Source organism: Streptomyces sp. NBC_00273 (assembly GCF_036178145.1).
GTDB lineage: Bacteria > Actinomycetota > Actinomycetes > Streptomycetales > Streptomycetaceae > Streptomyces.
In genome coordinates, this window is record NZ_CP108067.1 from 4,460,938 (window position 1) to 4,478,073 (window position 17,136).

Annotated in this window: 28 protein-coding genes; all 28 read right to left on the bottom strand. The window is 67.0% G+C overall.

All coding sequences use genetic code 11. The annotated features are described in order from the left end of the window. Positions 1–77: 77 nt before the first annotated feature. Positions 78–725, bottom strand: a complete 648-nt coding sequence (locus tag OG386_RS19115) for an adenylate kinase (protein WP_266603920.1) — start codon at positions 723–725, stop codon at positions 78–80. Then, entirely contained in the window at positions 725–2,038 is a 1,314-nt protein-coding gene (gene secY / locus OG386_RS19120; RefSeq protein WP_327383753.1) for a preprotein translocase subunit SecY, read from the bottom strand. Before secY ends, OG386_RS19115 begins: the two co-directional genes overlap by 1 nt. Before the next feature lie 187 nt (positions 2,039–2,225). After that, on the bottom strand, positions 2,226–2,681 hold the full coding sequence (gene rplO / locus OG386_RS19125; RefSeq protein ID WP_030008473.1) for a 50S ribosomal protein L15: 456 nt from the start codon (positions 2,679–2,681) through the stop codon (positions 2,226–2,228). Positions 2,682–2,683: 2 nt separating this feature from the next. After that, positions 2,684–2,866 (bottom strand): 50S ribosomal protein L30, encoded by a 183-nt coding sequence (gene rpmD, locus OG386_RS19130; RefSeq protein ID WP_005313525.1) that lies wholly within the window; start codon positions 2,864–2,866, stop codon positions 2,684–2,686. Then, the gene (gene rpsE / locus OG386_RS19135) at positions 2,866–3,468 is read right to left on the bottom strand and encodes a 30S ribosomal protein S5 (RefSeq protein WP_030008472.1); all 603 of its coding nucleotides are present in this window, start codon (positions 3,466–3,468) and stop codon (positions 2,866–2,868) included. Before rpsE ends, rpmD begins: the two co-directional genes overlap by 1 nt. Positions 3,469–3,513: 45 nt before the next feature. Then, positions 3,514–3,897, bottom strand: coding sequence for a 50S ribosomal protein L18 (gene rplR / locus OG386_RS19140; protein WP_030008471.1), 384 nt, complete (start codon positions 3,895–3,897; stop codon positions 3,514–3,516). A 2-nt stretch (positions 3,898–3,899) separates the two neighbouring features. Continuing rightward, positions 3,900–4,439, bottom strand: coding sequence for a 50S ribosomal protein L6 (gene rplF / locus OG386_RS19145; RefSeq protein WP_030008470.1), 540 nt, complete (start codon positions 4,437–4,439; stop codon positions 3,900–3,902). A gap of 20 nt (positions 4,440–4,459) precedes the next feature. Then, positions 4,460–4,858 (bottom strand): 30S ribosomal protein S8, encoded by a 399-nt coding sequence (gene rpsH / locus OG386_RS19150; RefSeq protein WP_007265911.1) that lies wholly within the window; start codon positions 4,856–4,858, stop codon positions 4,460–4,462. A gap of 222 nt (positions 4,859–5,080) precedes the next feature. After that, on the bottom strand, positions 5,081–5,266 hold the full coding sequence (locus tag OG386_RS19155; protein ID WP_003956452.1) for a type Z 30S ribosomal protein S14: 186 nt from the start codon (positions 5,264–5,266) through the stop codon (positions 5,081–5,083). A gap of 5 nt (positions 5,267–5,271) precedes the next feature. Next, entirely contained in the window at positions 5,272–5,823 is a 552-nt protein-coding gene (rplE, locus tag OG386_RS19160; RefSeq protein WP_030388859.1) for a 50S ribosomal protein L5, read from the bottom strand. Then, positions 5,823–6,134, bottom strand: coding sequence for a 50S ribosomal protein L24 (gene rplX / locus OG386_RS19165; RefSeq protein ID WP_030008468.1), 312 nt, complete (start codon positions 6,132–6,134; stop codon positions 5,823–5,825). The genes rplE and rplX overlap by 1 nt, the downstream gene beginning before the upstream one ends. Positions 6,135–6,136: 2 nt before the next feature. After that, positions 6,137–6,505, bottom strand: a complete 369-nt coding sequence (rplN, locus tag OG386_RS19170) for a 50S ribosomal protein L14 (RefSeq protein ID WP_008739701.1) — start codon at positions 6,503–6,505, stop codon at positions 6,137–6,139. 105 nt (positions 6,506–6,610) lie between these two features. After that, positions 6,611–6,892 carry a 30S ribosomal protein S17 gene (rpsQ, locus tag OG386_RS19175; RefSeq protein ID WP_030008467.1) on the bottom strand — a complete coding sequence of 94 codons (282 nt, stop codon included), beginning with the start codon at positions 6,890–6,892 and terminating at the stop codon, positions 6,611–6,613. After that, positions 6,892–7,116: a 50S ribosomal protein L29 gene (gene rpmC, locus OG386_RS19180; RefSeq protein ID WP_008739703.1), complete on the bottom strand. Its 225-nt coding sequence runs from the start codon at positions 7,114–7,116 to the stop codon at positions 6,892–6,894. Before rpmC ends, rpsQ begins: the two co-directional genes overlap by 1 nt. Further along, positions 7,116–7,535, bottom strand: a complete 420-nt coding sequence (gene rplP, locus OG386_RS19185; RefSeq protein WP_008739704.1) for a 50S ribosomal protein L16 — start codon at positions 7,533–7,535, stop codon at positions 7,116–7,118. The genes rpmC and rplP overlap by 1 nt, the downstream gene beginning before the upstream one ends. A gap of 5 nt (positions 7,536–7,540) precedes the next feature. Continuing rightward, complete coding sequence (rpsC, locus tag OG386_RS19190; RefSeq protein ID WP_030230639.1) at positions 7,541–8,383, bottom strand: 30S ribosomal protein S3; 843 nt, start codon at positions 8,381–8,383, stop codon at positions 7,541–7,543. After that, complete coding sequence (gene rplV, locus OG386_RS19195) at positions 8,383–8,730, bottom strand: 50S ribosomal protein L22 (protein WP_007265904.1); 348 nt, start codon at positions 8,728–8,730, stop codon at positions 8,383–8,385. The genes rpsC and rplV overlap by 1 nt, the downstream gene beginning before the upstream one ends. Before the next feature lie 43 nt (positions 8,731–8,773). Then, the gene (rpsS, locus tag OG386_RS19200; protein ID WP_008739713.1) at positions 8,774–9,055 is read right to left on the bottom strand and encodes a 30S ribosomal protein S19; all 282 of its coding nucleotides are present in this window, start codon (positions 9,053–9,055) and stop codon (positions 8,774–8,776) included. Positions 9,056–9,067: 12 nt separating this feature from the next. Next, positions 9,068–9,904: a 50S ribosomal protein L2 gene (gene rplB / locus OG386_RS19205; RefSeq protein ID WP_008739715.1), complete on the bottom strand. Its 837-nt coding sequence runs from the start codon at positions 9,902–9,904 to the stop codon at positions 9,068–9,070. A 39-nt stretch (positions 9,905–9,943) separates the two neighbouring features. Continuing rightward, complete coding sequence (gene rplW / locus OG386_RS19210) at positions 9,944–10,267, bottom strand: 50S ribosomal protein L23 (RefSeq protein ID WP_007265901.1); 324 nt, start codon at positions 10,265–10,267, stop codon at positions 9,944–9,946. Further along, a complete protein-coding gene (rplD, locus tag OG386_RS19215) occupies positions 10,267–10,917 on the bottom strand; it encodes a 50S ribosomal protein L4 (protein WP_030767300.1) in 651 nt (216 codons plus the stop codon). Before rplD ends, rplW begins: the two co-directional genes overlap by 1 nt. Positions 10,918–10,921: 4 nt before the next feature. Further along, complete coding sequence (gene rplC, locus OG386_RS19220; protein ID WP_007265899.1) at positions 10,922–11,566, bottom strand: 50S ribosomal protein L3; 645 nt, start codon at positions 11,564–11,566, stop codon at positions 10,922–10,924. Positions 11,567–11,580: 14 nt separating this feature from the next. Next, complete coding sequence (gene rpsJ / locus OG386_RS19225; protein WP_003948644.1) at positions 11,581–11,889, bottom strand: 30S ribosomal protein S10; 309 nt, start codon at positions 11,887–11,889, stop codon at positions 11,581–11,583. 470 nt (positions 11,890–12,359) lie between these two features. Continuing rightward, on the bottom strand, positions 12,360–13,469 hold the full coding sequence (locus OG386_RS19230) for a hypothetical protein (RefSeq protein WP_328789172.1): 1,110 nt from the start codon (positions 13,467–13,469) through the stop codon (positions 12,360–12,362). Positions 13,470–13,641: 172 nt separating this feature from the next. Further along, positions 13,642–14,940, bottom strand: a complete 1,299-nt coding sequence (locus OG386_RS19235) for a lipopolysaccharide biosynthesis protein (RefSeq protein ID WP_328789174.1) — start codon at positions 14,938–14,940, stop codon at positions 13,642–13,644. A 25-nt stretch (positions 14,941–14,965) separates the two neighbouring features. Beyond that, entirely contained in the window at positions 14,966–15,850 is an 885-nt protein-coding gene (locus OG386_RS19240; RefSeq protein ID WP_328789176.1) for a glycosyltransferase family 2 protein, read from the bottom strand. Between the two features lie 9 nt (positions 15,851–15,859). Further along, the gene (locus OG386_RS19245) at positions 15,860–16,666 is read right to left on the bottom strand and encodes a glycosyltransferase family 2 protein (RefSeq protein WP_328789177.1); all 807 of its coding nucleotides are present in this window, start codon (positions 16,664–16,666) and stop codon (positions 15,860–15,862) included. Further along, positions 16,663–17,064 (bottom strand): DUF2304 domain-containing protein, encoded by a 402-nt coding sequence (locus OG386_RS19250; RefSeq protein ID WP_328789178.1) that lies wholly within the window; start codon positions 17,062–17,064, stop codon positions 16,663–16,665. Before OG386_RS19250 ends, OG386_RS19245 begins: the two co-directional genes overlap by 4 nt. Positions 17,065–17,136: the final 72 nt, after the last annotated feature.

Consider the following 17,136-nt stretch of genomic DNA (forward strand, 5'->3'; position numbering starts at 1 on the left):
GCGTTGTTCAGGTCTTCTCAACAGTACGGCCGCGATGTCCTGGGGACACCGCGGCCGTACCTGCGCACAAAGGGTTACTACTTCTTGAGGGCGTCCATCGCGCGCTTCGTGACGTCCGCGACCTCACCGAGGGCCGGGATGGTCACCAGCAGGCCCTGGGCCTTGTAGTAGTCGATGATCGGCTCGGTCTGCGTGTGGTAGACCTCCAGCCGGTTGCGGACCGTGGCCTCGGAGTCGTCGCCGCGCTGGTACAGCTCGCCGCCGCAGGTGTCGCAGACGCCCTCGGCCTTCGGCGGGGCGTACGTCACGTGGAAGACGTGCGCGGACTCGTTGCGGCAGATCCGCCGACCGGCGATCCGCTTGACGACCTCGTCCTCCTCGACCTCCAGGTCGAGGACGGCGTCGAGCTTCATGCCCGCCGCCTGGAGCATCACGTCGAGCGCCTCGGCCTGCGAGACGTTGCGCGGGAACCCGTCGAGCAGGAAGCCGTTCACGGCGTCCGACTGCTCCATACGGTCCTTCGCCATGCCGATGGTCACTTCGTCGGGCACCAGGTCGCCGGCGTCCATGTACGCCTTCGCCTGCTTGCCCAGCTCGGTGCCCTGGCTGATGTTGGCCCGGAACAGGTCACCCGTGGAGATGTGCGGAATCGACAGGTTCTTGGCGAGGAACGCGGCCTGCGTTCCCTTGCCCGCACCGGGCGGTCCAACGAGGACGATTCGCATCAGCGGAGGAACCCTTCGTAATTACGCTGCTGGAGCTGGCTCTCGATCTGCTTCACGGTTTCCAGACCCACACCCACGATGATGAGGATGCTCGTCCCGCCGAACGGGAAGTTCTGGTTCGCTCCGAAGCCGGCCAACGCCATCGTCGGCACAAGAGCGATGAGACCCAGGTACAGCGACCCCGGCCAGGTGATCCGGTTGAGTACGTAGCTGAGGTACTCGGCGGTGGGCCGACCGGCGCGGATGCCCGGGATGAACCCACCATACTTCTTCATGTTGTCTGCAACTTCCTCGGGGTTGAACGAGATCGCCACGTAGAAGAACGCGAAGAACACGATCAGGAGGAAGTAGGCCGCGATGTAGTACGGGTGGTCGCCCTTGACGAAGTGCTTCTGGATCCAGATGGCCCAGCCGGCCTGGGATCCGCTGAACTGCACGACCAGCGCCGGGATGTAGAGCAGCGACGAGGCGAAGATGACGGGGATGATGCCCGCCTGGTTCACCTTGAGCGGGATGTAGGTCGAGGTACCGCCGTACGCACGGCGGCCGATCATGCGCTTCGCGTACTGGACCGGGATCCGGCGCTGCGCCTGCTCGACGAAGACCACCAGGCCGACCATCGCGAGGCCGACGAGCATGACCACACCGAACTCGACCCAACCGTCAGCGATCTTGCCCTGGAGCTTGATCTGCCAGAGGGCGCCGATGAAGCCGGCGGCGATCGAGATGAACATGAGGATCGACATGCCGTTGCCGATGCCGCGGTCGGTGATGAGCTCACCGAGCCACATGACGACGCAGGTGCCGGCGGTCATGGTGACCACCATGACGACCGTGGTGAAGATCGACCGGTCCGGGACGATCTCGCGGCCGACCTGGCAGGTGCCGAAGAGGGCACCGGTGCGAGCGGTGGCGACGAGGCCGGTGCCCTGCAGGATCGCGAGGGCGACCGTCAAATAGCGCGTGTACTGAGTGATCTTCGCCGTGCCGGACTGTCCCTCTTTCTTGAGGGCCTCCAGCTTCGGGATGACCACGGTCAGCAGCTGCAGAATGATGCTCGCCGTGATGTAGGGCATGATGCCGAGCGCGAAGATCGTGATCTGCAGCAGCGCACCGCCGCTGAACATGTTGACCAGGCCGAACAGCCCATTGCTGCTGCCTGCCTGCTCCACACAGATCTGAACGTTCTTGTAGCTCACCCCGGGGACCGGTACGTGGGACCCGAGCCGGAACAGCACGATGATGCCGAGCGTGAAGAGCAGCTTCTTGCGCAGGTCGGGCGTCTTGAACGCCCGGGCGAACGCGGTGAGCACGGTGCCTCCTGCGACCCCCGCGCTACTGCGTCAGAGGTGACGGTCTGAGGGATCGACGAATACGACAAAGCAAAGGTGCACGCCACCTTACCGGCGAGTGTGCCTTCCGTGGAACGACCGACCGGGGATGCCCCATATGTGAGGCATCCCCGGTCGGGTTTCGAGCTATTCAGCCACTGAAATCGTCTTAGACGAGCTCGGTGACGGTGCCGCCGGCAGCGGCAATCTTCTCCTTGGCGGAGGCGGAGACGGCGTCAACCGAAACCTGCAGCGCCACGGAGATCTCGCCCTGGCCCAGGACCTTGACGAGGCTGTTCTTGCGAACCGCGCCCTTGGCGACCAGGTCGGCCACCGTGACTTCTCCACCCTCGGGGTAGAGAGCGCCGAGCTTGTCCAGGTTCACGACCTGGAACTCGGTGCGGAACGGGTTCTTGAAGCCCTTGAGCTTCGGCAGGCGCATGTGGAGGGGCATCTGCCCACCCTCGAAGCGCTGCGGGATCTGGTAACGGGCCTTCTGGCCCTTCGTACCACGACCGGCCGTCTTACCCTTCGACGCCTCACCACGACCGACACGGGTCTTCGCGGTCTTGGCGCCGGGGGCGGGACGGAGGTTGTGGGCCTTCAGCGGGCTGTTCTCAGCCATGATTAGTCAACCTCCTCAACCGTCACGAGGTGGCGGACGGTGTGCACCATTCCGCGGAACTCGGGGCGGTCCTCCTTGACGACGACGTCGTTCAGGCGCTTGAGCCCGAGCGAACGCAGCGTGTCGCGGTGGTTCTGCTTGCTGCCGATGTACGACTTCGTCTGCGTGATCTTGAGGCGAGCCATTACGCACCCGCCCCAGCACGTGCACGAAGCAGAGCCGCGGGGGCGACGTCCTCGAGGGGCAGACCACGGCGAGCCGCGATCTCCTCGGGACGCTGCAGGCCCTTGAGGGCCTCCACGGTCGCGTGCACGATGTTGATCGCGTTGTCGGAGCCCAGGGACTTCGACAGGATGTCGTGAACGCCGGCGCACTCCAGAACGGCGCGCACCGGGCCACCGGCGATAACACCGGTACCGGGGGAAGCAGGCTTCAGCAGGACGACGCCCGCAGCCTTCTCGCCCTGGATCGGGTGAGGGATGGTGCCCTGGATGCGCGGAACCTTGAAGAAGTTCTTCTTCGCTTCCTCGACACCCTTGGCGATGGCCGCGGGAACTTCCTTGGCCTTGCCGTAACCGACACCTACAGTGCCGTCACCGTCGCCCACCACGACCAGCGCGGTGAAGCTGAAGCGGCGACCACCCTTGACAACCTTGGCGACGCGGTTGATCGCGACAACGCGCTCAACGTAAGCGGTCTTCTCGGCGGCAGGGCCACCGTCGCGACCCTTCCGGTCCCGCCGCTCGCCGCCACCGGCACCGCTTCCGCGGCGCTGGGGTCCAGCCATTGGATTACCTCTCTCTGTTACGTCCGTGAGTCCCGGAACCGGGGCTTAGAACTTCAGCCCGGCTTCGCGGGCGGCGTCAGCCAGAGCGGCAATGCGCCCGGCGTATCGGTTGCCACCGCGGTCGAACACGACGGTCTCGACACCCGCAGCCTTGGCACGCTCGGCGACGAGCGCGCCGACAGCCTGGGCCTGCGAGCTCTTGTCGCCTTCGCCACCACGGATCGAAGCGTCCAGGGTCGACGCCGACGCCAGGGTGTGACCCTGGAGGTCGTCGATGACCTGAGCAACGATGTTGCGGTTGGAACGCGTCACGACGAGGCGCGGACGCTCCGCCGTACCCGAGACGTTCTTGCGGATGCGGATGTGGCGGCGAGCCTTGGCAGCGCGCTTGTACGCGTCGCCCTTGGCGATCTTCACACCGTATGCCATGGCTACTTACCAGCCTTTCCGACCTTGCGGCGGATGACCTCGCCGGCGTACTTGACACCCTTGGCCTTGTACGGGTCGGGCTTCCGCAGCTTGCGGATGTTGGCGGCGACCTCGCCGACCTTCTGCTTGTCGATGCCCTCGACCGTGAACTTGGTCGGCGACTCGACCTTGAAGGAGATGCCCTCGGGCGCCTCCACCAGGATCGGGTGGCTGTAACCCAGCTGGAACTCCAGGTTGGAGCCCTTCGCCAGGACACGGTAACCGACACCGCTGATCTCGAGAGCCTTGACGTATCCCGTGGTCACACCGGTGATCATGTTCGCCACCAGCGTGCGGGACAGGCCGTGCAGGGCCTTGTTCTGACGCTCGTCGTTCGGACGGGTGACGTTCAGAACGCCGTCCTCGCCCTTCACGACGGCGATGGGAGCCTTAACGGTGTGGGAGAGGGAACCCTTGGGGCCCTTCACCGCAACCGTGCTGCCATCGATGGTGACGTCCACACCGGCGGGAACCTGGATGGGGAGCTTGCCGATTCGCGACATTGCTTTTCCTCCGTTCCCGACTACCAGACGTAGGCGAGGACTTCCCCACCTACGCCCTTCTTGCCTGCCTGCTGGCCGGTGAGCAGACCGTGCGACGTGGAGATGATCGCCACGCCCAGGCCGCCGAGCACCTTCGGCAGGTTGGTGGACTTCGCGTACACGCGCAGACCGGGCTTCGAGATCCGCTTGATGCCCGCGATGGAGCGCTCACGGTTCGGCCCGAACTTCAGCTCGAGGACGAGGTTCTTGCCGACCTCGGCGTCCTCGACCTTCCAGCCGGTGATGAAACCCTCCTGCTTGAGGATCTCTGCGATGTGCGACTTGATCTTGCTGTGCGGCATCACGACGGTGTCGTGGTACGCCGAGTTAGCGTTACGCAGACGGGTCAGCATGTCTGCGATCGGGTCAGTCATGGTCATGAAGTGGCCTTCGGCCTCTCTCGCCGGGGTTTCCTGTATGCGCCATCCCTCTCCCCACTCAGTGGCGGGACGGGTGCGGTGCGGGGACCTACGGCGTAGTAAGTCGATAGGGCGGCGGACGCCCAACCCCACAAGCCTACGGCATGCGGGGCTGGGCACCCACCGACCAGATGCTTACCGAGAGTCTCTGGAACTTCCCAAGTCCTTACGGACGGAAGGGAATTACCAGGAGCTCTTGGTCACGCCCGGCAGCTCGCCACGGTGAGCCATCTCACGAAGGCAGACGCGGCACAGGCCGAACTTGCGGTACACGGAGTGGGGGCGACCGCAGCGCTGGCAGCGGGTGTACGCACGCACACCGAACTTGGGCTTACGGGCAGCCTTCGCGATGAGAGCCTTCTTCGCCATCTCGCTTACGCCTCCTTGAAGGGGAAGCCGAGGTGACGAAGGAGGGCACGGCCCTCGTCGTCGTTGGTCGCCGTGGTGACCACGGTGATGTCCATACCCCGGGTACGGTCGATCTTGTCCTGGTCGATCTCGTGGAACATGACCTGCTCCGTGAGACCGAAGGTGTAGTTACCACGGCCGTCGAACTGCTTCGGCGACAGACCACGGAAGTCACGGATACGCGGCAGCGCGAGCGACAGCGTACGGTCCAGGAACTCCCACATGCGGTCACCACGGAGGGTGACGTGGCAGCCGATCGGCTGACCCTCGCGCAGCTTGAACTGCGCGATGGACTTGCGGGCCTTCGTGACGGCCGGCTTCTGACCGGTGATCGTCGTCAGGTCCTTGATGGCGCCGTCGATCAGCTTGGAGTCGCGGGCGGCGTCGCCCACACCCATGTTGACCACGATCTTCACGAGGCCGGGGATCTGCATGACGTTCTCGTAGGAGAACTCCTCACGCAGCTTGCCCGCGATGTCCTCGCGGTACTTCGTCTTGAGACGCGGAGTGGTAGCCATCAGATGTCCTCACCCGTCCGCTTGGCAACGCGGATCTTGTTGCCCTCGTCGTCGAAGCGGTAGCCGACGCGGGTGACGACCTTCTTGCCGTCCTTCTCCACAACCAGCTGAACGTTGCTGACGTGGACCGGGGCCTCGGTGATCACAATGCCACCGGCCTGGTTCTGCGCAGCCTTGGTGTGCTTCTTGACCCGGTTGACACCCTCGACGAGGACACGGTTGTCGGCGGGGAAGGCAACGATGACCTTGCCCTGCTTGCCCTTGTCCTTACCGGTGATGACCTGAACCAGGTCGCCCTTCTTGATCTTCATGCTTACAGCACCTCCGGCGCGAGCGAGATGATCTTCATGAACTTCTTCTCGCGCAGCTCACGGCCCACCGGGCCGAAGATACGGGTGCCGCGAGGGTCGCCGTCGTTCTTCAGAATGACGGCGGCGTTCTCGTCAAAGCGGATGTACGAGCCGTCCTGGCGGCGACGCTCCTTGACGGTGCGAACGATGACCGCCTTGACGACGTCACCCTTCTTCACGTTGCCACCGGGGATCGCGTCCTTGACGGTGGCGACGATGACGTCACCGATGCCCGCGTAGCGGCGACCGGAACCACCGAGAACACGGATGCAAAGGATTTCCTTGGCACCAGTGTTGTCGGCGATACGCAGTCGCGACTCCTGCTGGATCACGTGTATCTCCTGTTTGTCTGCCGGTTCCCGGCGGGGGCTTCACTCCGGAGAGCGTCGCCCCCACCGAGCCTGGCGGAACGAACCTAAGGGAAACCCCTCAGGTGCTTACTTGGCCTTCTCGAGGATCTCGACGATGCGCCAGCGCTTGCTCGCCGACAGCGGACGCGTCTCCATGATGAGGACGCGGTCGCCGACGCCAGCAGCGTTCTGCTCGTCGTGCGCCTTGAGCTTGTTCGTACGGCGGATGACCTTGCCGTACAGGGCGTGCTTCACGCGGTCCTCGACGGCGACGACGACGGTCTTGTCCATCTTGTCGCTGACGACCAGACCCTCACGGGTCTTGCGGAAGCCGCGCTCGGTCTTCTCAGTCACGTTGTTCTCGCTCATCAGGCGCTCTCCACCGTCTCGATACCGAGCTCACGCTCGTGCATCAGGGTGTAGATGCGAGCGATGTCCTTACGGACGGACTTGAGCCGGCCGTTGTTCTCCAGCTGACCCGTGGCCGCCTGGAAGCGGAGCTTGAACAGCTCCTCCTTGGCCTCGCGCAGCTTGCCAACGAGCTCCTCGTTGCCGAGCTCACGCAGCTCGGACGCCTTGGTTCCCGTCGCCATCACGACTCACCTGCCTCGCGCCGAACAATCCGGCACTTCATCGGAAGCTTGTGAGCAGCGCGGGTGAGCGCCTCACGAGCAATCTTCTCGTTCGGGTAGGACAGCTCGAACATGACCCGACCCGGGTGCACGTTGGCGATCCACCACTCGGGAGAACCCTTACCGGAACCCATGCGGGTTTCGGCCGGCTTCTTCGTCAGCGGGCGGTCCGGGTAGATGTTGATCCAGACCTTGCCGCCACGCTTGATGTGGCGGGTCATCGCAATACGAGCCGCCTCGATCTGGCGGTTCGTCACGTAAGCCGGGGTCAGCGCCTGGATGCCGTACTCGCCGAACGTGACCTCAGTACCGCCCTTGGCCATACCGCTGCGCTTCGGGTGGTGCTGCTTGCGGTGCTTGACCCTACGAGGGATCAGCATGTCGGTCAGGCCTCCGTTCCGGTGCTCTCGGCCGGAGCGGCGGCGGGAGCGTCGGCCTTGGGGGCCTCGACACCAGCAGCCTGCTGCGGCTTGCGGCCACCACGGCCGCCGCGCTCGCCACCACGGCCACCACGGCCGGCGGGACGGTCGCCAGCGCCCTGCGCGCCACGGGCCGGGCGGTTACCCGCACGGGCCGCAGCGTTCTCGGCGCGAACCTCGGCGATGTTCTTGACGTCGCCCTTGTAGATCCAGACCTTCACACCGATGCGGCCGAAGGTGGTCTTGGCCTCGAAGAAGCCGTAGTCCACGTTCGCGCGGAGGGTGTGCAGCGGCACACGGCCTTCGCGGTAGAACTCGGAGCGGGACATCTCGGCGCCGCCGAGACGACCGCCACACTGGATCTTGATGCCCTTGGCGCCGGCCTTCATCGTGCCCTGCATGCTCTTACGCATGGCGCGACGGAAGGAGACGCGGGAGGAGAGCTGCTCGGCCACGGCCTGGGCAACCAGCTGAGCGTCAAGCTCGGGGTTCTTGACCTCGAGGATGTTCAGCTGGACCTGCTTGCCCGTGAGCTTCTCGAGGTCACCGCGGATGCGGTCGGCCTCGGCGCCACGGCGGCCGATGACGATGCCCGGACGAGCGGTGTGGATGTCCACACGCACGCGGTCACGGGTGCGCTCGATCTCAACCTTCGAGATGCCGGCGCGCTCCATGCCGGACGTCATCATCCGACGGATGGCGACGTCTTCCTTGACGTAGTCCTTGTACAGCTTGTCGGCGTACCAACGCGACTTGAAGTCGGTGGTGATGCCGAGCCGGAACCCGTGCGGGTTTACCTTCTGGCCCATTACCGGGAACCTTCCTTGCTGCTGACGACCACGGTGATGTGGCTGGTCCGCTTGCGGATCCGGTAGGCACGGCCCTGCGCACGCGGACGGAACCGCTTCAGGGTCGGGCCCTCGTCCACGTACGCCTCGCTGATGACCAGCGTGGAGGCGTCCGGGTGGTTGTAGTTGTGTGCGGCGTTGGCGATGGCGCTGTCAAGCACCTTGCCAACCGGCACGCTCGCGGCCTGCGGGGCGAAACGCAGGACCGCCTGAGCCTCCGTGGCATCCATGCCACGGATAAGGTCCACCACTCGGCGGGCCTTCATGGGCGTGACGCGGATGTACCGCGCCTGGGCCCTGGCTTCCATGGTTGTCCCTTCGGTGTAAGTCATAGTCATAACCACCCCGCCTTTAGCGGCGCTTCGACTTCCGGTCGTCCTTGACGTGGCCGCGGAAGGTGCGAGTCGGCGAGAACTCGCCGAGCTTGTGGCCGACCATCGACTCGGTGACGAACACCGGGACGTGGGTCTTGCCGTTGTGCACCGCGATGGTGTGACCCAGCATGCTGGGGATGATCATCGAGCGACGGGACCAGGTCTTGATGACGTTCTTGGTGCCGGCTTCGTTCTGGACGTCCACCTTCTTTACGAGGTGGTCGTCGACGAAGGGCCCCTTCTTGAGACTGCGCGGCATCTAAACCCGCTCCTAGCGCTTCTTGTTCGTCTTGCGGCGGCGGACGATGTACTTGCTCGAAGCCTTCTTCGGCGAGCGAGTACGACCCTCCTTCTGACCCCACGGGGAGACCGGGTGGCGACCACCACTGGTCTTGCCCTCACCACCACCGTGCGGGTGGTCAACCGGGTTCATCGCGACACCGCGGACGGACGGGCGAACGCCCTTCCAGCGCATGCGGCCGGCCTTGCCCCAGTTGATGTTCGACTGCTCGGCGTTGCCGACCTCGCCGACCGTGGCGCGGCAGCGCGCGTCGACGAGACGGATCTCACCGGACGGCATACGAAGGTGGGCCATCGTGCCCTCCTTCGCCAGCAGCTGCACGGAGGCACCCGCGGAACGGGCGAACTTGGCGCCACCACCGGGACGGAGCTCGATCGCGTGGATCGTGGTACCGACCGGGATGTTGCGGAGGGCCAGGTTGTTACCGGGCTTGATGTCGGCCGTGGGGCCGTTCTCAATCCGGTCGCCCTGCTTCAGAGCCTTCGGCGCGATGATGTAGCGCTTCTCGCCGTCCGCGTAGTGCAGGAGCGCGATGCGCGCGGTGCGGTTGGGGTCGTACTCGATGTGCGCGACCTTGGCCGGCACGCCGTCCTTGTCGTGACGACGGAAGTCGATCACGCGGTAGGCGCGCTTGTGTCCACCACCCTGGTGGCGAACGGTGATCCGACCGGTGTTGTTACGGCCGCCCTTGCTGTGCAGGGGGCGAACCAGCGACTTCTCCGGCGTGGACCGCGTGATCTCGACAAAGTCGGCGACGCTGGAGCCACGACGGCCCGGGGTCGTCGGCTTGTACTTGCGGATACCCATTTCTCAGTCCTCGTCCGATTCCGGACGACTAGACCTCCGTTAGGAGGCCTGGCCGCCGAAGATGTCGATACGGTTGCCCTCGGCAAGGGTCACGATGGCGCGCTTGGTGTTCGCACGCTTGCCGAAACCGGTCTTGGTGCGCTTGCGCTTACCCTGACGGTTGATCGTGTTGACCCCGGTGACCTTGACCGAGAAGACCGCTTCCACGGCCTGCTTGATCTGGGTCTTGTTGGCGCCGGGCGCGACGATGAACGTGTACTTGTTCTCGTCCAGCAGCGCGTAGCTCTTCTCCGAGACAACCGGCTTGATCAGCAGGTCGCGCGGGTCAGTGAAGGTCTTGCTGGTAACGGTCGCCTCAGACATCAGGCGTCGCTCCCTTCGGTCTCATCGGCCTTGGGGCCAGACACGAAGGACTCGAAAGCGGCCTGAGTGAAGACCACGTCGTCAGAGACGATCACGTCGTACGTGTTCAGCTGGCCCGGCTCCAGGATGTGAACCTGGGGCAGGTTGCGGGCGGACAGCCACGCGGCCTCGTCGGCGCGCTCGACGACCAGGAGCAGGTTCTTGCGCTCCGAGATCTTGCCGAACAGCGTCTTGGCGGCCTTCGTGGAGGCGGCACCCTCGACCACGCCGGTGACGACGTGGATGCGGGAGTGACGCGCACGGTCCGAGAGGGCACCGCGGAGGGCGGCGGCCTTCATCTTCTTCGGGGTCCGCTGGGAGTAGTCACGCGGCTGCGGGCCGTGGACAACGCCACCGCCGACGAACTGCGGCGCGCGGGTCGAACCCTGGCGCGCACGGCCGGTGCCCTTCTGGCGGTACGGCTTGCGGCCACCACCACGGACTTCGCCGCGACGCTTGGTCTTGTGCGTGCCCTGACGGGCAGCAGCCAGCTGAGCGACAACGACCTGGTGGATCAGCGGAACGCTGGTCTTCGCGTCGAAGATCTCCGAGGGGAGCTCGACGGTACCGGCCTTGTCGCCTGCCGGCGAAAGGATGTCAATGGTGCTCATTACCTCAAGCCCCCTTGGCCGCGGTACGGACCAGGACGAGGCCGCCGTTCGGACCGGGGACCGCGCCCTTGATGAGCAGCAGACCCTTCTCCGCGTCAACCGCGTGGATGGTCAGGTTCTGGGTGGTGACACGCTCGTTACCCATGCGACCGGCCATGCGCATGCCCTTGAAGACACGCCCAGGGGTGGCGCAGCCACCGATCGAACCGGGGGAGCGGTGCTTGCGCTGCACACCGTGACCGGCGCCGAGGCCCCGGAAGTTGTGCCGCTTCATGACACCGGCGAAGCCCTTGCCCTTGCTGTTGCCCGTGACGTCAACCTTGACGCCGGACTCGAACACCTCAGCAGTGATCTCCTGGCCGAGCGTGTACTCGCTGGCGTCGGAGGTGCGGAGCTCCACCAGGTGGCGGCGGGGGGTCACGTCGGCCTTGGCGAAGTGGCCCTTGAGGGGCTTGTTCACCTTGCGCGGGTCGATCTCGCCGAAGGCGATCTGGACCGACTCGTAGCCGTCGATGTCGTTCGTACGGACCTGGGTAACGACGCAGGGTCCGGCCTTGACCACGGTCACCGGGACGACACGGTTGTTCTCGTCCCAGACCTGGGTCATGCCGAGCTTCTCGCCCAGGACGCCCTTGATCTGCTTTGCCATCTTCTCGACGCCTCTCAGAGCTTGATCTCGATGTCAACGCCGGCCGGAAGGTCCAGGCGCATCAGCGAGTCAACGGTCTTGGGAGTCGGGTCGAGGATGTCGATCAGGCGCTTGTGCGTGCGCATCTCGAAGTGCTCGCGCGAGTCCTTGTACTTGTGCGGCGACTTGATGACGCAGTACACGTTCTTCTCAGTGGGCAGCGGCACCGGGCCCGCGACCGACGCACCAGTGCGCGTCACCGTCTCGACGATCTTCTTCGCCGAGGAATCGATGACCTCGTGGTCGTAGGCCTTGAGCCGGATGCGGATCTTCTGTCCCGCCATGGCTACTCCGTAGTCCTGTCTGTATGTGGAAACGCTCTGGCTCCCGGTCGGCTGCGGGACGGATCCCGCGGCCTCTCCTCCGACCCACGCGGTCGGGCGTGTCGCACTCCCTCTACAGAAAATTCCCATACGGAAATTCCCTCGTCCAAGGGGGTACGGTCCCGATGACCGCGATTCGGGGGAGAAACACCCACCGAGTGCCTGGTGGGCACCGTGCTGACACTTCCCAGAAGATTCCCGTACGTCCGCCCCCATTGCTGCCCCGAGAGGCAGATTAAGGACGACGAGTACTGTGGGACTCGCTTCCGGTCCTCCCGGCGGGAGGCGCGCAGCATCGGCACTCAGCCGAGCAACTTGAGTAGTCTGCCATACGAGGCACGTACCTGGCTAATCGGGCCGAAGAGAATACCCCGCCACGCTGAGTGGTCAAACCGCACCACGCGCAGGGCGCGGCAGGGCTACTCCCCCGGTCAGGAGCGGGTGGAGGTCCCGCACCCGCCGCGCCTGATGTCCTTGCTGCGGTCGTACGGGTCCGTGGCCGGACCGGTGGGCGCCTGACCGGTCGGCGCGTCCTGCGGGAACTGCGGGTGCAGGTAGCCGTCGGCGACCTCGCACTCCACGTTCGACGACTCCACGTGGTACTCGCTCAGCTGGAGCCGGTCCCCGGTCGCCTTCCAGCGCGCCGGGTCGAGCAGGGACAGGGTGATCTGCCGGCGCACGATCGTGCGCTGCACGCTCGTGCCCCCCTTCGTCATCGGGTGGACGAAGGTGTAGTCCGTCACCACGCGCACCTCCCCGGGCTCCCCCTGCTCCACGCGCATGCTGCCGCGCACCTTGACGACGCCGCCGACCGGCTTGACCTCGGCCGGATCGAAGCGGGTGAAGAGATGGGTCGGCTTGTCCTCGGCGTTCGGATGCGTCAGCGAGCGCTCCAGCCGCTGGTAGACCTCCGGCTGCTGCGGGTCCAAGACCGCCAGCGCCGCAGCGGGCCGTTCGCCGCGCAGGGTGGCGGGCTCCAGGTTGGCGGCGACCAGGAACTGCTTCGCCTTGGCCAGCCCGTCCGCGACCTGCTCCTTGGTCAGCCAGCCGACGGCGGTGGCCTCGGGAACCTCGATCCCGGCGGCACCGTCGGCCCACTGCAGGGCCGGGGAGCCCCGGAAGGGCTCGGCCAGGGTGGGCCGGTCCGGGGGCACGGCGTCCGGGGCCGCGGTCGGCCGGGCCGTCTCCGCGGGCAGCGGGGCCTTCGCGTTCTCCCGGGCGTCCGTCTTGCCCGTGACCCGGTCGATCACCAGCTCGGGCCGTACGGCGACCAGCGCGAGCCCGGCGATGAAGACGACGGCCAGGGTGACCTTGATCCCCCGCTTGGCCCGGTCCCGCCCGCCCCGCCTCCCCTGCCCGGTCGGGCCGGTGCGCCAGCCCGGCGGATCCTGCTGGTCGCGCAGTCGCTCGGTCACCATCCGGGCCCGCGCCGACGGCTCCCGCGGCGCCTCTCCGGTGCCCGCGGCGGCCCGCTCCAGGAACGCCGCCAGCTCCTCGTCGGATATCCCCGAGCTCCGCCCGTCCCCGTCTTTCCCGCCCATGTCCCACCCCGTGTGCATCCGTATGCGTGCGATACGACCGAGGGGCCCCGCACCGTGCGGTGCGGGGCCCCTCGGCCACCGATCGGGCGACTGGTCCGTCGCCAGATCATGGAATCGTACTCCTGGACGACCAAGGCACGCGCGGCACGGAAGTGGCCGTCACGCCACGGGATCAGACCTCGGCGAGCTGTCCGTCGGGCGCCGGTACGGCGGTACGGCGCGGAACGGCACCGCGCAGGGTCAGCAGCATCGCGGCGGCCGTGGCCAGCGAACCGACCGCGTAGGCGAGGCCCACGCGCAGCGCGATGTCCCCGGGTACCAGCGTGATGCCGAGCAGCACCGCGGTGCCGAACGCCCAGCAGGCCAGCTGCGCGCGGTGCTTGTGCAGCACCATCTGGGCCTGGCCGAGCACCATCGCCAGCATGTAGCAGGTCGTCCCGATGGCGAACCAGAGGAAGTCGACGTGGCCGAGCTGGCCGGGCTTGGCACGGAAGAGGACCTCGATCAGCCAGGGCCCGAGCAGTACGGCGGGCACGCCGCCGACGGCGCCGAGGCCGAGCACCACCGTGCAGGCCTTGCGGAGCATCCGGGCGAAGCCCTGGTGGTCTCCGGCGGCCACCACGGTGGACAGGCCGGAGAGCAGCGAGGCCTGCAGCGAGCCGAAGACGAACAGCGGCACGCGAGCCAGTACCAGAGCGCTGAGCAGGGCCGAGATCAAGGCGATGCGGGTCGGCTCCAGCAGCTGGGTGCTCATCACCGCCGCGTTGACCACCACCTGCGCCAGCAGGGTGGAGGCGGTCAGCGGCCCGAGGCCGCGGGCCAGCTCCCGGGTGGGGAACACTGCGCCGGGCCGCGCCGCGCGCAGCGTCGGGGCCAGCGTGACCAGCAGGGCGACGAACGGCGCCACGACGAGGATCAGGCTGAAGGCGAGCGCCGAGTGCAGCCCGGCGACGGCGCAGGCGAAGGCCAGCACGATCCGCAGGCCGCCGTCGACCGCGAGCTGGGAGCCGTACGCGGTGAAGCGGCCGACGCCGGCCAGGATGCCCCGGGTGAGGTAGCACAGGGCCATACCGGCGAAGGCGCCGCCGAGCACGGCGACCATCTGGAGGTCACCGTGGAACAGTCGGTCGGCGATGGGCCGGGCGAAGACGGCGAGCGCCACCAGGACCGCGCCGAGGACGCCCCCGGTCAGCAGTCCCGCCTTCCGGAGCACCGGCGCGGAACCCTCACCGCGCACCACGCGGGCGGCGACGATCCGGGTGAGCTCCTGCTCGATCGGGAAGAACAGGCCGATCCCGACGGACATCACCAGGGTCCACAGCACCGACACCCCGGCCTTGTCGGCTTCGGAGAGGCTGTGTCCGGCCACCGCGAGGTGGATGTAGGAGGCGGCGCCGAGTACGGCGGTGCCCCCCGCGACCATGGCGGTCCCGGGGGGCAGGGCTTTGAGCAGTTTCGCTATCGGGTTCATCCCGTGGCTTTCATCGGCCGCACGCTCAGCGCGTGGCGTGGCGGAGCATGGCGCTGACACCGGGTCGGCCGGCCTTCATGGCGGCGCCGGGCAGCAGGGTCAGCGCGTGCAGCCGGGAGGAGAGGTGCAGCCGGGAGACCTTGGCGGCGCGCGGCCAGCCGTGCCGGTCGAGGCGGTCGGCGGTCTCCACGAAGAAGCGCTTGGCCTCCTCGAAGCGGTGGCCGGTGTAGGCCTTGGCCGAGGACTCGCTCTCGGCGTGCCGGCGGTAGCTGAAGCAGACCTCCGGCGTGGTGGCCAGGGACTCCCCCGCCACTAGCAGGTCCACGACCAGGGCGAGGTCCTGGATCACACCGAGGTCGGTGCGGAAGCCGAAGCGCTTGACCGCCTCGGTGCGCCAGCAGATCGACGGGAAGTACAGCCAGTTCCCGCGCAGCAGGCTGGTGGCCAGCTCCTCGCCGCCCAGCAGGGCACGGCCCGGGCCCTTGGGCGCGTACAGCTTGCGCTTGGTCCGGTCGCCCAGGGTGTCGAAGGGCAGGCCGTCGGTGCCGATCACCTGGACGCCGGGCTGGATCATGGCCGCGGCCGGCTCCCGGTCGGCGGCCGCCCGCACCACCTGCAGGTAGTTCGGGTGCATGAGGTCGTCGCAGCCCATGAGCACCAGGTACTCGTACTCGGCGAGCTCGACGCAGCGGTTGAAGTTGCCGGTCACACCGAGGTTGCGTTCGTTGCGCAGGTAGCGGACCCGGGGGTCGGCGAGCTGCTCGAACCACTCGGGGACGCCCGGCTCGCGGCCGTCGTCGACGACGGTGAGGCGCCAGTCGTCGCCGTCCTGGACCAGGACGCTGCGGACGGCGTCCTGCATCAGCGCGACGTCGCCGTAGTACGGCAGGAGGATTTCGAAACGCGACATGATCTCCGCCTAGGCCTTGGTCAGCTCGCGCGCGACCAGCTCGGCGGTGCGCTGCTGGAAGGCGGTGTACGCCGGGGTGCCGGGCGTGAACGCCTTGAGCTCGCCGGGCATCCGGCGGATCATCGCGAGCAGCAGCACGAGGCCGGCCCGGGTGAGGTAGACCATGGCCCTGAACGGCGAGGCGCTCGGCCGGCCGGTGGTCCGCTCCCGCATCGCCACCGGGATCTGGCGCACGGTGAAGCCGGAGCGGGCGGCGCCCACCATGGACTCGATGGTGTCCCCGAGGTACTCCACGGGGTACCAGCGGGCGAAGAACTCTATGAGCGGCCGGTTGCAGGCACGGAAGCCCGAGGTGGTGTCGGTGAGCTTGGTCCGGGTGATGCGCGACAGCACCACGGACAGCAGCGACATCGCCCACTTGCGCGGGCCGCGCACCGTGTAGTCGCCGTCGCCGGCGAACCGGGCGCCTATGACGAGGTCGGCGTCGCCGACGGCGAGGCGCTCCAGCAGCGCCGGCACGTACGCCGGGTCGTGCTGGCCGTCGGCGTCCACCTGGATCGCCACGTCGTAGCCGTGCTGCTGCGCGTAGCGGTAGCCGAGCCGCATCGCGCCGCCGACACCGAGGTTGAAGGGCAGCTGGGCGACGGCCGAGCCGGCCGCCCGGGCCACCTCGGCGGTGTTGTCGGCCGAGCCGTCGTCGACCACCAGGGTGTCCACGTACGGCAGTTGCTGCTGGATCTCCCGCAGGACGGAGGGCAGTCCGTCCTGCTCGTTCCAGGCGGGAAGAATGATCAGAACGCGACGACCGTCGTTCACGAGCTCACCTGTGCCTCGATGGCGCCGGATTCCTCCGCGCGCGGCGACGTACTGGGGTAACCGCCCTGCTGGACGAGGTGCGCGCGGATCAGCGCGACGTCCTCCGCCAGGGTGCGCGTCTCCGCCTCCAGCCGACTGGTCTCCCAGCTGAGGTGCAGGCTCACCAGCAGGACCAGGACGAACCCGATGAAGAACACCAGGCTCACGCCGGACGCCACGCCGAGGCTCCTGGCCACCGGGTCCAGCAGGTCGGGGACGAACCCGAGCGGGGCGGCCAGCAATCCGATGGCGAGCCATATCGCCGCGTACTTCTCCCGCAGTTGCTGGCGGCGCAGCAGCTCGAGGATGTACCCCAGCACCAGAAGACCGGTGATGGAGGTCAGAACGGAGAGTCGCACAGCGGACGGCGCCTTTCGCGCGAAGGGGCCAACATCTTTGTAGGAGAAGCATATGGCACGGCACATGACGCC

Excerpts from the sequence above, each read along its gene's own strand:
- OG386_RS19115 (WP_266603920.1), bottom strand. The coding sequence starts at position 725 with ATGCGAATCGTCCTCGTTGGACCGCCCGGTGCGGGCAAGGGAACGCAG.
- rplO (WP_030008473.1), bottom strand. The coding sequence starts at position 2,681 with ATGGCTGAGAACAGCCCGCTGAAGGCCCACAACCTCCGTCCCGCCCCC.
- rpmD (WP_005313525.1), bottom strand. The coding sequence starts at position 2,866 with ATGGCTCGCCTCAAGATCACGCAGACGAAGTCGTACATCGGCAGCAAG.
- rpsE (WP_030008472.1), bottom strand. The coding sequence starts at position 3,468 with ATGGCTGGACCCCAGCGCCGCGGAAGCGGTGCCGGTGGCGGCGAGCGG.
- rplR (WP_030008471.1), bottom strand. The coding sequence starts at position 3,897 with ATGGCATACGGTGTGAAGATCGCCAAGGGCGACGCGTACAAGCGCGCT.
- rplF (WP_030008470.1), bottom strand. The coding sequence starts at position 4,439 with ATGTCGCGAATCGGCAAGCTCCCCATCCAGGTTCCCGCCGGTGTGGAC.
- rpsH (WP_007265911.1), bottom strand. The coding sequence starts at position 4,858 with ATGACCATGACTGACCCGATCGCAGACATGCTGACCCGTCTGCGTAAC.
- OG386_RS19155 (WP_003956452.1), bottom strand. The coding sequence starts at position 5,266 with ATGGCGAAGAAGGCTCTCATCGCGAAGGCTGCCCGTAAGCCCAAGTTC.
- rplE (WP_030388859.1), bottom strand. The coding sequence starts at position 5,823 with ATGGCTACCACTCCGCGTCTCAAGACGAAGTACCGCGAGGACATCGCG.
- rplX (WP_030008468.1), bottom strand. The coding sequence starts at position 6,134 with ATGAAGATCAAGAAGGGCGACCTGGTTCAGGTCATCACCGGTAAGGAC.
- rpsQ (WP_030008467.1), bottom strand. The coding sequence starts at position 6,892 with ATGAGCGAGAACAACGTGACTGAGAAGACCGAGCGCGGCTTCCGCAAG.
- rpmC (WP_008739703.1), bottom strand. The coding sequence starts at position 7,116 with ATGGCGACGGGAACCAAGGCGTCCGAGCTGCGTGAGCTCGGCAACGAG.
- rplP (WP_008739704.1), bottom strand. The coding sequence starts at position 7,535 with ATGCTGATCCCTCGTAGGGTCAAGCACCGCAAGCAGCACCACCCGAAG.
- rpsC (WP_030230639.1), bottom strand. The coding sequence starts at position 8,383 with ATGGGCCAGAAGGTAAACCCGCACGGGTTCCGGCTCGGCATCACCACC.
- rplV (WP_007265904.1), bottom strand. The coding sequence starts at position 8,730 with ATGGAAGCCAGGGCCCAGGCGCGGTACATCCGCGTCACGCCCATGAAG.
- rpsS (WP_008739713.1), bottom strand. The coding sequence starts at position 9,055 with ATGCCGCGCAGTCTCAAGAAGGGGCCCTTCGTCGACGACCACCTCGTA.
- rplB (WP_008739715.1), bottom strand. The coding sequence starts at position 9,904 with ATGGGTATCCGCAAGTACAAGCCGACGACCCCGGGCCGTCGTGGCTCC.
- rplW (WP_007265901.1), bottom strand. The coding sequence starts at position 10,267 with ATGTCTGAGGCGACCGTTACCAGCAAGACCTTCACTGACCCGCGCGAC.
- rplD (WP_030767300.1), bottom strand. The coding sequence starts at position 10,917 with ATGAGCACCATTGACATCCTTTCGCCGGCAGGCGACAAGGCCGGTACC.
- rplC (WP_007265899.1), bottom strand. The coding sequence starts at position 11,566 with ATGGCAAAGCAGATCAAGGGCGTCCTGGGCGAGAAGCTCGGCATGACC.
- rpsJ (WP_003948644.1), bottom strand. The coding sequence starts at position 11,889 with ATGGCGGGACAGAAGATCCGCATCCGGCTCAAGGCCTACGACCACGAG.
- OG386_RS19230 (WP_328789172.1), bottom strand. The coding sequence starts at position 13,469 with ATGGGCGGGAAAGACGGGGACGGGCGGAGCTCGGGGATATCCGACGAG.
- OG386_RS19235 (WP_328789174.1), bottom strand. The coding sequence starts at position 14,940 with ATGAACCCGATAGCGAAACTGCTCAAAGCCCTGCCCCCCGGGACCGCC.
- OG386_RS19240 (WP_328789176.1), bottom strand. The coding sequence starts at position 15,850 with ATGTCGCGTTTCGAAATCCTCCTGCCGTACTACGGCGACGTCGCGCTG.